We start from the raw sequence: 14715 nt of genomic DNA on the forward strand, positions 1-14715 counted from the left end.
ATTTTAACAGCAGGAGGAAATTATGACGAAGAAGTATGACACACCTTTATTGGATGAGCTTGAAAAGGGTCCATTCCCGAGTTTTGTTACTGAGATTAAAAAAGCAGCTGCGAAGAATGCAATGGCTGCAGATGAGCTTGGACAGTTAGAAAAAAGTTTTAGAGACAAGGTGACTTACTGGAAACACGGCGGAATCGTTGGTGTCAGAGGATACGGAGGTGGTGTTATTGGAAGATACTCCCAGTTAGCTGACCAGTTCCCAGGTGTTGCCCACTTCCACACAGTCCGTGTTAACCAGCCTTCAGGACTTTTTTACAATTCTGAAACCATCAGATTTATCTGCGACCTTTGGGACAAATATGGAAGTGGATTAACAAACTTCCATGGTTCTACAGGTGACATGGTTTTATTAGGAACTGTCACAGATAATCTTGAGCCTCTTGCTACCATTCTTAGCCTTAATGGATTTGACCTTGGTGGTTCTGGTTCTGCAATGAGAACACCAAGCTGTTGTCTTGGACCAGCCAGATGTGAGTGGGCAATGATTGATACCCTTGATATTACCTATGATTTAACTCAGGAGTTTCAGGATGAACTCCACAGACCACAGTTCCCATATAAGTTTAAAATCAAAACAGTCGGCTGTCCAGTTGACTGTAATGCATCAATAGCCCGTGCAGACCTTTCTATAATTGGAACATGGAAAGGACCCATAGCAATTGATCAGGATAAAGTAAAAGACTATGCAAAGAAAGGCATGAACATTCAGGAAGAAATAGTTAATTTCTGTCCTGGTAAATGTATTACATGGGATGGTAATAACCTCACAATAAATAATAGCGATTGTTTACACTGTATGCATTGTATTACAAAGCTTGCAGGTGCATTAAAGCCAACACCACCATTTGGTGCAACACTTCTTATCGGTGCTAAAGCACCATTTGTTATCGGTGCAACCCTTTCTTGGGTAATTGTTCCATTTATGGAAATGAAGCCACCATATCAGGAAATTAAAGACCTTATCAGAAATATGTGGGATTGGTGGAATGAATATGGAAAGAACAGAGAGAGAATTGGTGAGCTTATAATTCGTCGTGGTATGAGAGAATTCCTTGAAGTATGTGGACTTGAACCAACACCTGAGATGGTTAGAGAACCAAGAAATGACCCATTCTGGTTCTGGACAGAAGAAGACCTTGAAAAGAAACCTTGGGAAGAATATTTAAAATAAATACTAACTAACAAAATAAAAGGAGGTAAGAATTATGCCTTATGTAATTCCTGATGTAGTAGATGTAAAACAAAGGAAAACTGATATAGGACCACCCCATTACAAAAACTTTTTACCACCAGTAATCCAGAAAAACTATGGAGACTGGAAAACACATGAAATATTAAGCCCAGGATTAATGGTTCATATAGCTAATTCTGGTGATAAAATCTGGACAGTAAGAGTAGCATCTCCAAGACTTTTATCAACAGATACTTTAAGAGATATTGCAGACATTGCTGAAAAATATTGCGGTGGATATTTCAGATTTACAACAAGAAACAACGTGGAGTTTCTTGTATCTGATGAAAGCAAGGTAAATCCTCTCTTGGATGAACTTAAGGCAAAGAAATATATGATTGGTGGTATTGGCTCAAGAGTAAGTAATATAGTTCATACACAGGGATGGATTCACTGCCATTCAGCAGCTGTTGATGCATCAGCTCTTGTCAAGGCTTTAATGGATGAGTTTGCTGATTACTTTACAACAAAAGAGACCCCAAATAAAGTGAGATTTGCTGTTGCCTGCTGCACAAATATGTGCGGTGCAGTTCATTGCTCTGATATTGCTTTCGTTGGAATTCACAGAAAGCTTCCAAGAATTGACCATGACAACTTCAAAAACCTCTGTGAGCTTCCAACAACAATGGCTGCATGCCCAACAGCAGCAATTACTCCTGATCCAGCGAAGAAATCCATAAAGATTAATGCAGAAAAATGTATGTACTGCGGTAACTGTTTCTCAGTTTGTCCTGCACTTCCTATTGCAGACCCTGAAAATGACGGTGTTGCAATAGTTGTTGGTGGAAAAGTTGGCAACTTGAGAAAACCGCCAATGTTTTCAAAACTTGCTGTTGCTTATTTACCAAATACTCCACCAAGATGGCCAGAAGTTATAAAGGCTACAAGAAAAATTTTTGATGCCTATGTTGCTGGTGCAAAGAAACATGAGAGAGTAGGTGAATGGATTGAAAGAATTGGCTGGGAAAAATTCTTTGCAGTCACTGGCTTACCATTCACATTCCAGCACATTGATGACTGGACATATGCATTCAAGACCTTTAGAACTACAACACAATTTAAGTGGACTAAATAAGTAAGAAGGAGGGGGTAACCCTCCTTCTCAATTTTTATGAAAGGAGTGTGATTTTTAATGGAGAAAGAGGAACTCAAAAAGGCAATTTATCAGCTTATTGAGCAGTCAGCCGGCAAGAAGAAATTTAAACAAGCAGATTTGATAAAGCATTTTAGACAGCAAGGCATTTCAGATGCTGACACCAAGGCAGCAATAAGAGAACTTATTGATGCAGGCGATTTGATTTATACATATTTTGGTGGAAGTTACATAGAATTAGGAGAAAAACGGAAGGGCGCTTAGTCAACCATTGAATAATTTTTTTTAGAGGAGGGATTAATCCCTCCTTTTTTATTTTAAAGCTTTGCTATAATTAACAATGCATTTTTTAAATTCTATCGCATTCAGCATTATTAAAAAACTCATCCAGACTGGTAAAACTCTTTCAACCGCAGAGTCTTGCACAGGTGGGCTAATAGCCTCTTCAATCACTGATATTCCTGGTGCAAGTAAAGTTTTCCTTGGAGGAATGGTAGTCTATGCAACGGAAATGAAGCTTAGACTTCTTGGAGTTGCAAAGGAAGTCTTAGATTATGGCGTAATCTCTTCGCAGATGGCTGAGGCAATGGCATTAAAAATAAAGCTTCTTACTGGCTCCGATTACTCAATTGCTACAACGGGAAATCTTGGTCCTGATGTGATGGAGGGAAAAGCAAAAGGCTTAATTTATATTGCCGTTGCAACGCCTGAAAAAGTCCATATCAAAGAATTGAATTTACAGGGAGATAGACTATCAAATAAAACAGAGGCAACTGAGGAAGCATTGAAACTTTTTCTTGAACTGTTATAATAAAAAAGGGGAAAGATGAAACTCACTGAACTGATTACAGAAAAGGAACTTAAAGAAATGGCATTAAATGAATACAGAAGAAGAATAGTTCTTTATAGATTAATAGACGAAAAAATGAAAAAAAAATACGGCATGAGCTTTGAAGAGTTTGAGAAGAAAAATATCGTAAAGGAGAAAGGATTTTCTTGGGATGTGGAGAAAGATGCAATGGAGTGGGAGCATGCCTTAGAATCTTTAAGGACTCTTACCGAAAAGCTCAGAAAAATTGAAAAAATAGATGATTAATGGAAGAATATATAAGTTTAATAGACAATCTTGCAGAAAAATACAATTTAAAAATTTTTCATTTAGATTTTTCTAATTTTTCCTTAATTGCAAGAGTAGGGCTTTCATTAGAAATTTTCATCCAAATATATATAAACACCCGAAAACAAAAAACAAATCTTGCATTAGTTATCTCTGACAGCAGAGTTTATGGTATAGACAAAGAAGGAGGATTTTATCACGAACATCCTTTTGAAAATCCGGAGTTGCATTTGCCCGCAGAACCCATGGAAATAGAAGATTTTATTGTAAAGAGTTTAGAATACTTAGAAAAAATGGGATTAATTTAAGATTTTTCTGGAGGTTTTGAATGAAGCAGATACCTGAAGATATAAAAAAAGAGATTGAAAAACTTGTCAAAGAACTCAACTATCACAACTACCGTTATTACGTGCTTGATAGCCCAGTGATATCTGATGAAGAGTATGACATGATGCTAAGGAGACTTAAAGAGCTTGAAGAAAAATGGGGATACATACTGCCAGACTCACCAACTCAAAGAGTAGGTGCTGCACCATCTGAAAAATTTGAAAAGGCTGAACACCGTGAACCAATGCTTTCCCTTGATAATGCCTTTTCCATAGAAGAGTTAAGAGATTTTGATGCCAGAGTTAAAAGGCTTCTTGGAAGTTCAGAGGAAGTAGAATACACTGTTGAGCCAAAGTATGACGGCTTGGCTGTGGAATTATCTTACAAGGATGGACTTCTTTACAAAGCATCAACCAGAGGTGATGGCTATGTTGGTGAGGATATTACTCAGAACATAAAGACAATAAAAGCTATCCCTTTGAGAATTGAGGGAGTTGACAAAATTCCAGAAGAGATAGATATCCGTGGGGAAGTTTACTTAAACATTGATGAGTTTGAAAGAATAAACAAAGAGAGAATCGAAAAAGGCGAGCCTGTATTTGCCAATCCAAGAAATGCAGCTTCTGGCTCTGTAAGACAGCTTGACCCTTCAATAACAGCAAGTAGAAGGCTTTATATGTCCTGCTATGGAATAGGATATGTAAAAGGCATAGAGTTTAAAAGTCAGATAGAGTTTATTGAGTGGCTTAAAAAAGGGAGATTTCCTGTGCCTGCCTATGTGAAACTTGCAAAAGGCATTGAGGAGGTTATTGAGGCAATTAAAGAGATTGAAAAACTAAGGCAAGGCTATCCCTTTGAAACAGACGGGGCTGTTGTAAAGGTAAACAGTTTTGAATTGCAGCGTAAGCTTGGCACAAAAACTCGTGAACCAAGATGGGCAATTGCTTATAAATATCCTGCCCATCAAGGAATCACAAAGCTAAAGGACATTCTTGCAAGTGTGGGAAGAACAGGGGTTATAACTCCTGTTGCCGTACTTGAGCCTGTAAAAATCGGTGGAGTTACAGTTTCAAGATCAACACTGCATAACTGGGATGAGGTGGAAAGAAAAGATATAAGAGTTGGCGATTATGTAATTGTTGAAAGGGCTGGCGAGGTAATTCCCCACATAATTGGAGTGGTTAAAGACAGAAGAACAGGCGAGGAAAAAGAGGTAAAAATACCTGAACACTGCCCAGTTTGTGGTTCAAAAACAGTTAGAGAGCCCGGTGAGGTAGCAGTTAAATGCATTAACTTTAACTGCCCTGCTCAGGTTGAAGAAAGAATTAAACATTTTGCATCCCGCAGGGCAATGAATATTGAAGGACTTGGTGATAAAACTGTTGAGCTTTTGCACAATAAAGGAATCATAAAACACTTCGTAGACCTTTACAAACTAAGGCAGGAAGACATAAAAGGACTTCCTGGTTTTGCAGAGCTTTCCTCAAAAAAGCTAATTGAGGCAATAGCTAAAAGTAAAAAAACAACTCTTTCAAGGCTTCTTTATGCCCTTGGAATAAGTCAGGTAGGAGAGTATGCCTCAAAGCTTCTTGCACAACATTTTAGAAAACTGGAAGATTTATACCATATAAAGGCAGAAAAGTTAGTCCAAATCCCACAAATTGGAGAGAAAACAGCAAAGACTATTGAACAGTTTTTCAATAACGAAGAGAATTTGAAAGCAATAGAGGAATTAAAAAGGATGGGACTTAAAGTGGAAAATCCTGAATTTGAGGAAGAAAAAAAGCCCTCTCCTCTTAAAGGATTAACTTTTGTAATAACAGGAACTCTTCCAAAACCAAGAGAGGAAGTCAAGGAAATGATAGAAAAAGCAGGTGGCAAGGTCTCTTCATCAGTCTCAAAAAACACGGACTATCTCTTAGTTGGTGAAGACCCTGGAAGCAAGCTTGCAAAGGCTCAGGCACTGAGAGTAAAAACCCTTTCATACGAAGAATTTCTTAAAATGCTGGAGTGAACTTGTATAGATTTAAAATATACTACCCCGGTAAAACAAAGGCAAAGTTCATAAAAGAAGGGATAGACCATTACATTAAACTTCTCAGTCCCTTTGCAAAAGTTGAGTTGATTGAGCTTAAAGAAGGACATGGAGATAAGGAGAAAGTCACAGAGGAAGAATCAAAAACAATTCTGAATTCACTTAAAGGTGATTTTATTCTTCTGCACAGAGACGGTAAAAGCCTTAGCTCTACAGAATTTGCCGATTTTATAAAAGATAAATCACTTACTCAGTTCGTAATTGGAGGCGTCTATGGAGTAAATGAAGCAGTTTTTAAAGCTGCTTCTTTCAGACTTTCCCTTTCCTCTCTAACCTTTACCCATGAAATATCAAGACTCCTACTTCTTGAGCAACTCTACAGGGCAATAACAATTATTCATGGAAAGAGTTATCATTACTGAGTTTCAAGCTTTTTAGCTTCTTCAATGAGAAGAATGGGTATATCCTCTCTTATTGGATAATAAACAGAGCAGTTTTTGCAAACAAGCCTTTCTTTTTCTTCTTCGTAAATCAAATCTCCCTTGCATTTTGGGCAAACTATAATTTCAAGCAACTCTTTATCAAGAGGCATCTATGACCCTCCTTAATCTCTTTAGTGTTTTTTCCTTACCCGCAATCTCCAAAACCTCATATATTCCAGGGCTCACAGTGCTACCTGTCATAACAACTCTTACAGGCTGTGCAACTTGTCCAAGCTTTAATCCCTTTTCATTCACAATGTCCATAAATATCTTTTCAATTCTTTCCTGAGTGAATTCTTCAAGAGCTGCAAGTTTTTCTGTTACCTCTCTGAGAACAGGAACTGTCTCAGCGTTTATATATTTTTCCTTTGCCTTTGGCTCTATTTCAACATAATCAAGAAGATAGTATCTCATTGCGTGGGCAAGCTCTTTAAGGGTTCTGCATCTTTCTTTAAGTGATTTTATAGCCCTACATGCCCAGTCTTTATCCAGTGTTTCTCCTTCTTTTAAATATCCCTCTTTAATTAAAAAAGGTTTTACAAGCTCAAAAAGCTTTTCTTCAGGAGTAAGCTTTATGTATTCACTGTTAAGCCACAGAAGTTTTTCAGCATTGAAAACAGCATTTGCCTTACCAACTTGTTCAAGATTGAAATATTTTATTAACTCTTCCCTTGTAAATATCTCTTTGTCTCCGTAAGACCACCCAAGACGGGCAAGAAAGTTAACTAAAGCATCGGAAAGATATCCCTCGTCCCTGTAAGAAAGAACAGATGTTGCACCATGACGCTTGCTTAAACGAGCTCTGTCAGTGCCAAGTATCATGGGAATATGAGCAAACTCGGGTGGATTCATGCCAAGAGCATGATAAATGTGAATCTGCTTTGGAGTATTATTTAGATGGTCTTCACCTCTTATTACATGGGTAATACCCATTTCAAAGTCATCAACAACCACGCAGAAATTATAGGTTGGTGTGCCATCGCTTCTTAGAATTACAAGGTCTTCAATTTCGCTGTTTTTAAAAGTAACTTTACCTTTTACAAGGTCATCAACAACTGTTTCACCCTCAAGGGGCATTTTAAATCTTATGGCAAAGGGCTTATTGAGAGTTTCTTTTATCTCTCTACAACGTCTGTCATATCTTGGAGGTTTCCCTTCTTTCATTGCCTGTTGCCTTCTTTCCTCAAGTTCTTCCGGAGTGCAATAGCAACGATAGGCTTTACCTTCTTCAAGAAGCTTGTAAGCATAGGCTTTGTAGACCTCCATTCTATCAGTTTGTCTGAAAGGACCTTCATCCCAGTCAAGCCCAAGCCATTTCATTGCCTCAATTATAGATTCAATGTATTCTTCCGTAGAACGAGACCTGTCAGTATCTTCAATCCTTAGAATAAACTTTCCATTGTGATGCCTTGCAAAGAGCCAGTTAAAAAGCGCTGTTCTTGCTCCTCCAATATGTAAATGTCCTGTAGGACTTGGTGCAAATCTAACCCTTACCACTTTCCCTCCTTTGTTGTAGTTAAAAGACTGTTCAAAAACTTGTAATTTATTGAAAATTAATAAACTACAAGTCCTGATATTTTTCGTTTATGTCCATCTGTCATTCCAATACTTTTTGTCATTCCGAACGAAGTGAGGAATCTCCTCCATTTTTTCCTACCTAACCAAAGAAAGATTCCTCTGAGTCATTTACACCCCTCAGAATGACACCTATAAATTGAACAGCCTCTGTACCTAATAAAAATAGTATAACATAGCAGACTCTTTAATTAGCTTTGACACAACTTCTATACTGTGCTATATTACTTAAAATGTCAACAAAATTAACATCTGAAAGACTAACAATAGGAGTATTTCTCTTAAAAAAAGGTAAAATTTCTGAAAAACAGCTTATTGATGCACAAGCAGTTCAAAAAATTGAAGGGATAAAAATTGGAGCCGCCCTTATAAAATTGGGCTACATAACAGAGGATGAATTGGTAGAGTCTATGAGCGAACTTTATGGCTATCCTGTATTTAAAATTGACTCTTATAAAATTGACCCCTTGGTAGTTAAACTTCTTCCAGAGGATGTAATAAGAAAATACAAAGTATTGCCATTCTTAAGAGAAGGAAATATAATCAGGGTTTTAATTACAGACCCAGCAAATGAAATAGCTTTAGAACAACTTAAGTTTTTTTTAAGCGGTTTTAAAATTCTTTTTTACATAGGAAAGGACTCAGATTTCAAAAATTTAATAAATAAATTTTTTGGAGAAGAAGGAGCCGAAATTTATAGCAAAGAAACTGTTCATGAACTTGTTGAAAGCGCTGTTCAGGAACCGTCTATAACACAACCCGAAGAAGAACAAGCTATTCTTGAAGTAGATGCTCCTTTAATAAGGCTCGTCAATCAGATAATTGTGAATGCAATTTCAAAAAGGGCAAGTGATATTCATATAGAACCTTTTGAAGACAATATATATATCAGATATAGAATAGATGGAGTGTTGCATGATATTTTAACTTTGCCACCAAAACTTAAGAGTGCTCTTATCACGAGAATTAAGATCATGGCAAACATGGATATCTCAGAGAGAAGACTTCCTCAGGATGGAAGAATAAAGATGAAAATAGGCAAAAAAGAGGTTGATTTTAGAGTTTCAACACTTCCATCAATATTTGGTGAGAAAATTGTTTTAAGAATTCTTGAAAAAGGCTCGCTCCAGCTTGACCTTACAAAGCTTGGTTTTGAAGAAGAATCTCTGAATTTTTTTATTGAAGCTCTCAGTAAACCTTATGGAATGATACTTGTTACAGGACCAACTGGCTCTGGTAAAACAACCACACTGTATTCTTCTCTCATGAAACTTAGAAAACCTGAGGTAAACATTGTTACTGTTGAAGACCCTGTTGAGTATACCCTTCCAAGAATTACACAGGTTCAGGTCCAGGAAGACATTGGACGAACCTTTGCTCAGGTATTGAGGTCATTTTTAAGACAGGATCCAGATATAATTCTTGTCGGAGAGATAAGAGATTTTGAAACAGCAGAAATAGCAATAAAGGCAGCTCTCACAGGACATCTTGTCCTGAGCACGCTTCATACAAATGATGCACCAAGTACTATTACAAGACTGGTAAATATGGGAATAGAACCTTTTTTAATTGCCTCATCGGTCATATTAATTGTTGCCCAAAGGCTTGTAAGAAAATTGTGTGAAAGCTGTAAAAAAGAGCAAAAAATATCAAAAGAAACCTTTCTTAAACTCGGTTTTCCTGAAGAATCGTTTGATAGTTTAAAAATTTATGAAGCCCAGGGATGTGCTGAATGCAATCAAACAGGATATCGTGGAAGAGTGGCTCTTTATGAAGTTATGCCTATAAAGGATGAGATTAGAGAACTTATTTTAACAGGTGCATCTACAAATGAAATAAAAAAAGAAGCAATAAAACTTGGAATGCTTACACTGAGACATTCTGGAATTAGAAAAATAATGGCAGGAATAACAAGTATAGAAGAAGTTTTAAGGGTTACGGTGGAAGACTGATGAACAAGCTTGAAATTTTGCTTAAAGCCGCAGGTAAGATATCAAGGGAGAAAAATTTAAATAATCTAATAAGTATCCTTTCAAATCTTGCAAAGGATATAATTGAAGTTGACCGTTGTAGCCTTTTTCTTATAGATGAACAAAAAAAGGAGCTATATACAATATTTGCACATGGTGTAAAGGAAATTAGAATTCCTATAACTTCAGGGATAGCAGGATATGTTGTTAAAACCGGGAAAACCTATGTCACATCAGATGCTTATAAAAGTAAATTTTTCAATCCCGAAGTTGATAAAATTTCGGGTTACACAACAAGAAACATTCTTGCGGTACCAATTTTTGATTCCAGAGGAAGAATAATTGGAGTGTATCAGGCAATAAACAAATTGGATGATTTTAACAGTGTGGACATTAAATTAATGAAGCTTATTGCAGAATTTGCTGCAGCAGCAATTGAAACCCAGATGCTTTATGAAAAAATCAAATCTGTGCATAAAAAAGCACTTATAAAACTTTCAAAAGCTGCAGAATACAAGGATCCAGAAAGTCCTAATCACTTTTTAAGAGTCGGACTTATTTCAAGTCTGCTTGCAGAAAAACTCGGATTAGATGAAGAAAAATGTGAACTGCTTATGTTAGCTTCAACAATGCATGACATTGGCAAGATTGGAATTCCAGACAGTATTCTTCAAAAATCAGGCAGACTTGAGCCTGATGAATGGGAAGTTATGAAAAAACATCCAATAATTGGATATGAACTTCTTTTTGATGAAGAAAGTGAACTTCTTCAAATGGCTGCAATAATAGCTCTTGAACATCATGAAAGATGGGATGGTAAAGGATATCCTTTTGGAAAAAGAGAGACAGAAATATCTCTCTGGGCAAGAATAGTAAGTGTTGTTGATAACTTTGATACACTTACAACAGATAAAGGGAATAGAGAGTCATGGAGCATTGATGCCGCTATAAATTATATGGAAATTATGAAAGAAAAAGCTTTTGATCCTCAAATTGTTGACACTTTTCTTAGTAATATTGAAAAAATTATTGAAATAAAAGAAAAATATAAAGACTAATGGAAAAAGAAATTCTGTTAGAACATCTTAAAGAACTCCTTGAATTCTCTAAAATAATTAATTCCTCCCTTGAAATTGAAGAAATAAGAAAAAAAGCAGCATTGGCAGCAGTAAAACTTGTCAATTGTGAGGCAGGAAGTCTTCTTCTTTTTGATGAAGAATTAGAAGAGCTTTATTTTGATGTTGCTCTTGGAGAAAAAGCTGAAAAAGTGAAAATGATAAAACTCAAAAAGGGTCAGGGTATTGCTGGATGGGTTGCAAAACACAAAGAGGCAGTCATAATAAATGATGTCCAGAAGGACCCCCGATTCTACAAAGGTGCAGATGAAAAATCAGGATTTAAAACAAAAACAATGATTTGTTTACCTGTAATGATTAAAGATAAAGTTCTTGGTGTAATTCAGGCTATAAATAAAAAAAACTCACTTTTTAATGAATATGATCTTGAGCTACTCAGGGCACTTGCAAGTCAGGTTGCTGTAGCAATAGAAAATGCAAGACTTTATGAAGAGCTTAAAGAGACTTTTTATTCAATTGTTTTTGCACTTGCAGATACAATTGAAAAAAGAGATCCTTATACAGGAGGTCATACTAAAAGAGTCATGGATTATAGTGTTGCAATAGGGATTGAGATGGAACTCAGCAAAAAAGAAATTGAAAAATTAAGACTCGCAGCTATCCTTCATGATATAGGCAAAATTGGGATAAGAGATGAAATTTTGCTAAAAAAAGAAGAACTTTCTGATGAGGAGTTTAAGATTATACAAAATCACACAATTTATGGTGCAGAAATTCTTAATTATGTTAAACAACTTAAAGATATTATTCCCGGTGTGAAACATCATCATGAAGAATTTAGTGGTTCAGGGTATCCTGACCAGCTAAAAGGCTATGAAATCCCTCTAATTGCAAGAATTATCGCAGTAGCTGATACCTTTGATGCAATGACCACCGACAGACCTTACAGAAAAGCTCTTTCAGTTAATGAAGCGATGAAGGAATTACAGAATAAAGCAGGGACACAGTTTGATCCTCATGTTATTGATGCATTCCAGAAAGCATTCACTAAAATGAAAAAGCTATGAAAATAAGAGTTCTTGGAGCTTCAGGCTCTGATATCCCTGGTCATCATCTTTCTTCTTTTCTTTTAAACAATAAAATACTTTTTGATGCAGGGGGTGTTACAAGTTCTCTAAGTTTTACTGCTCAACAGAAAATAGAGCACATATTCATAACCCATGCTCATTTAGACCATATAAGGGACATTCCTTTTCTTGCTGATAATATAATTTTAAGTGGTAAATCTAAAAGGATAAATATCTATTCAATAAAGGAAGTTATTGATGATATAAAAAAACATTTACTTAATTACAGGCTATGGCCTGATTTTACAGTTATTCCAGATGTTAAAAACTCTATTTTAGATTTGAAAATCATTCATGAAGAAAAATCTATCTTATTAGATGGATATAAAATAACTGCTTATAGAATGAATCACACTGTTCCAGCAGTTGGCTTTCTTGTTGAGAAGGAAGGAAGGAGTTTTTTTTATACAGGAGATACGGGACCTGCAATCAATACATGGAAAAAGTTTTTAAATAAAAAATTGAATGCCTTAATTATAGAAGTTTCTCTACCTGATAAAATGAAAGACCTTGCTACTAAAACTGGGCATTTAACGCCAAGACTTCTTTTCGAGGACCTGAAGCTATTCAATCAGAAACCTGAAAAAATTTTTATAACTCATATAAAGCCTCTTTACAAAAAAGCTATTGAAAGAGAATTGAAAAAATATTCGGATTACAAAATAGAGATTCTTCAGGGTAGAGAATCAATAAAAATTTGATGGATATTAACAAGCTGATACAACTACTCAGAGCACAAAAAAATAAAGAAACTATAGTCAGTGTTTTTATTGTGATTATTTTCTTGGTGCTTTTTTATATAAAACCCTATCCATTTGAACTTGTTGATATGAAAATATATGATTTATTTTTTCATCTTCGCGGTCAGGAAACTCCTCCAAAAAGTGTAGTTATTGCCGCAATAGATGAGGCTTCTCTTGAAAAATTTGGGAGATGGCCCTGGAGCAGAGATAAAATAGCCAAAGTTATTGATAAACTCTCAGAGCTTGAAGCTGCAGTTATTACCTTTGATATCATACTAAGTGAACATGAACAGAATGATAGAGTTTTGGCAGATAGCATATCAAAAGCAGGAAATGTCATTTTGCCTGTTGTTTTCTTTTTTAATGAAAATGCCCCAGAAGAGTTAACAATAATTTCTTCAGCCTTTCCTGTTTTAAATACTCAAAACCTTAAAAGGTATCATCCTATTTCTTCCAAAAATGTTCTTGTCTGTCAAAAAATTCTTGCTGAAAATGCAGCAGGATTTGGACATATTAATATGTTTCCTGATCCTGATGGAACAATAAGATGGGAAGTTTTATTCATTGAGTATTATGGATATATGATTCCCTCACTTTCACTTAAAACAGTCTCTATGTATCTTGGCATCCCTCCTGAAAAACAGGCAATTGATGCTAACAGAGGAGTCTATCTTGGCAAAAGATATATACCTACTGACCCATGGGGGAGATTTTTAATTCCCTATTATGGAGGAAATGAAACATTTAAACATATTTCAATTGTTGATATCCTTGAAGATAAAGTTAAAAAAGAAGATATTGAGAATAAAATTGTAATAGTTGGTGCAACTGCTGTTGGAATTTATGATTTAAGGGTTACTCCACTAAGCTCCGTGCTTCCCGGTGTTGAAAAACATGCTAATGTTGTCGCAGCAATCATTGATGGGAAAACTCTTTTGCCAGCCTCTTCATTTTTAGTTTCGCTATTAATCTTTTTATCAGGAATAATAAGCATTCTGTTTTACAAAAAATTAAAAGCAGGTTACTCCATGATTGTTTTGATGTCTCTGCTTGTAATAGTTTTTTCAATCTCATTTGTTTTCTTTAAAAACGGAATATGGCTTTCTATTGTTTATATTTCAGGAAATTTAGTCACTCAATTTCTAACAACAATCACAATAAAGTATGCTTACTCTGAAAAGGAGGCAAGACAAATAAAAAAAATATTTTCAAGTTATGTTACTGAAAAGATTGTGAATGAACTTATTAAAAATCCTTCAATGGCTAAACTTGGAGGAGCACGAAGAGAAGTAACAGTATTATTCTCTGACATTAGAGACTTTACAACACTGTCTGAAAAACTCCCTCCGGAAAAAGTTGTTGAAATTCTTAATGAGTATTTCAGTACGATGGCAGAAATTATTTTTAAATGGGAGGGAACTCTTGATAAATTTATGGGTGATGCAATAATGGTTTTCTGGGGTGCTCCTCTTCCGCAGAATGATCATCCAGAGAAAGCATTAAAATGCGCTATTGAAATGATTAGCAAACTTAGATATCTACACAGTAAATGGAAGGCAGAAAATAAACCTTTATTAAAAATAGGAATTGGTATAAGCACAGGGGAGGTTCTTGTTGGCAATATTGGAGCAGAAGGGAAAAAAATGGATTATACAGTAATTGGTGACCATGTAAACTTAGCATGTCGTCTTGAGAAATTAAATAAACAGTTTGATTCCGAAATATTGATTTCTGAGTTTACCTATGAAAGAATGAAAGAAACAATTGACTCCGAATATCTGGATTCAATATATGTTGAAGAACTGGGGACTATTTTAGTAAAAGGCAAGGAAACTCCAGTTAAAATTTTTAAAGTTTCTCTCAGATAGTTCATAATGCA

15 protein-coding genes are annotated in these 14715 nt (G+C 35.6%); 13 read left to right on the top strand and 2 right to left on the bottom strand.

The window, feature by feature from the left end; all coding sequences use genetic code 11:
- Nucleotides 1–22: 22 nt before the first annotated feature.
- The 8 genes from dsrA (at nt 23) to THEYE_RS09880 (ending at nt 6285) form a co-directional block, all read left to right on the top strand.
- On the top strand, nt 23–1231 hold the full coding sequence (dsrA, locus tag THEYE_RS09845; protein WP_012545539.1) for a dissimilatory-type sulfite reductase subunit alpha: 1209 nt from the start codon (nt 23–25) through the stop codon (nt 1229–1231).
- A 34-nt stretch (nt 1232–1265) separates the two neighbouring features.
- Complete coding sequence (gene dsrB / locus THEYE_RS09850) at nt 1266–2366, top strand: dissimilatory-type sulfite reductase subunit beta (RefSeq protein WP_012546493.1); 1101 nt, start codon at nt 1266–1268, stop codon at nt 2364–2366.
- Between the two features lie 57 nt (nt 2367–2423).
- Nucleotides 2424–2648 (top strand): hypothetical protein, encoded by a 225-nt coding sequence (locus tag THEYE_RS09855; RefSeq protein ID WP_012545371.1) that lies wholly within the window; start codon nt 2424–2426, stop codon nt 2646–2648.
- A gap of 76 nt (nt 2649–2724) precedes the next feature.
- The gene (locus THEYE_RS09860) at nt 2725–3195 is read left to right on the top strand and encodes a CinA family protein (protein ID WP_012546719.1); all 471 of its coding nucleotides are present in this window, start codon (nt 2725–2727) and stop codon (nt 3193–3195) included.
- Nucleotides 3196–3210: 15 nt separating this feature from the next.
- A complete protein-coding gene (locus tag THEYE_RS09865; protein WP_012545611.1) occupies nt 3211–3480 on the top strand; it encodes a hypothetical protein in 270 nt (89 codons plus the stop codon).
- On the top strand, nt 3480–3809 hold the full coding sequence (locus tag THEYE_RS09870; RefSeq protein ID WP_012545064.1) for a hypothetical protein: 330 nt from the start codon (nt 3480–3482) through the stop codon (nt 3807–3809). The genes THEYE_RS09865 and THEYE_RS09870 overlap by 1 nt, the downstream gene beginning before the upstream one ends.
- A 20-nt stretch (nt 3810–3829) precedes the next feature.
- Nucleotides 3830–5842, top strand: a complete 2013-nt coding sequence (gene ligA / locus THEYE_RS09875) for an NAD-dependent DNA ligase LigA (RefSeq protein ID WP_012545963.1) — start codon at nt 3830–3832, stop codon at nt 5840–5842.
- A gap of 2 nt (nt 5843–5844) precedes the next feature.
- Complete coding sequence (locus THEYE_RS09880; RefSeq protein ID WP_012546553.1) at nt 5845–6285, top strand: 23S rRNA (pseudouridine(1915)-N(3))-methyltransferase RlmH; 441 nt, start codon at nt 5845–5847, stop codon at nt 6283–6285.
- Here THEYE_RS09880 and THEYE_RS09885 read toward each other — a convergent pair.
- Complete coding sequence (locus THEYE_RS09885) at nt 6279–6455, bottom strand: Trm112 family protein (RefSeq protein WP_012545155.1); 177 nt, start codon at nt 6453–6455, stop codon at nt 6279–6281. The two genes, THEYE_RS09880 and THEYE_RS09885, sit on opposite strands and share 7 nt — an antisense overlap.
- Complete coding sequence (gene gltX, locus THEYE_RS09890) at nt 6445–7842, bottom strand: glutamate--tRNA ligase (protein ID WP_012545418.1); 1398 nt, start codon at nt 7840–7842, stop codon at nt 6445–6447. The genes THEYE_RS09885 and gltX overlap by 11 nt, the downstream gene beginning before the upstream one ends.
- A 311-nt stretch (nt 7843–8153) precedes the next feature.
- On the opposite strand from gltX, the gene pilB reads away from it, so the two are divergent.
- Genes pilB through THEYE_RS09915 form a run of 5 tightly spaced genes read left to right on the top strand, consistent with a single transcriptional unit; the run spans nt 8154 to nt 14704 of the window.
- On the top strand, nt 8154–9872 hold the full coding sequence (pilB, locus tag THEYE_RS09895; RefSeq protein ID WP_012546881.1) for a type IV-A pilus assembly ATPase PilB: 1719 nt from the start codon (nt 8154–8156) through the stop codon (nt 9870–9872).
- Nucleotides 9872–10948, top strand: a complete 1077-nt coding sequence (locus THEYE_RS09900; protein ID WP_012545957.1) for an HD domain-containing phosphohydrolase — start codon at nt 9872–9874, stop codon at nt 10946–10948. The genes pilB and THEYE_RS09900 overlap by 1 nt, the downstream gene beginning before the upstream one ends.
- The gene (locus THEYE_RS09905) at nt 10948–12033 is read left to right on the top strand and encodes a GAF and HD-GYP domain-containing protein (RefSeq protein WP_012545054.1); all 1086 of its coding nucleotides are present in this window, start codon (nt 10948–10950) and stop codon (nt 12031–12033) included. Before THEYE_RS09900 ends, THEYE_RS09905 begins: the two co-directional genes overlap by 1 nt.
- The gene (locus tag THEYE_RS09910) at nt 12030–12794 is read left to right on the top strand and encodes a 3',5'-cyclic-nucleotide phosphodiesterase (RefSeq protein ID WP_012546308.1); all 765 of its coding nucleotides are present in this window, start codon (nt 12030–12032) and stop codon (nt 12792–12794) included. The genes THEYE_RS09905 and THEYE_RS09910 overlap by 4 nt, the downstream gene beginning before the upstream one ends.
- Nucleotides 12794–14704 carry a CHASE2 domain-containing protein gene (locus tag THEYE_RS09915; RefSeq protein ID WP_012545101.1) on the top strand — a complete coding sequence of 637 codons (1911 nt, stop codon included), beginning with the start codon at nt 12794–12796 and terminating at the stop codon, nt 14702–14704. Before THEYE_RS09910 ends, THEYE_RS09915 begins: the two co-directional genes overlap by 1 nt.
- Nucleotides 14705–14715: the final 11 nt, after the last annotated feature.

The organism is Thermodesulfovibrio yellowstonii DSM 11347, assembly GCF_000020985.1.
In the GTDB taxonomy this organism is placed as follows: Bacteria; Nitrospirota; Thermodesulfovibrionia; order Thermodesulfovibrionales; family Thermodesulfovibrionaceae; genus Thermodesulfovibrio; species Thermodesulfovibrio yellowstonii.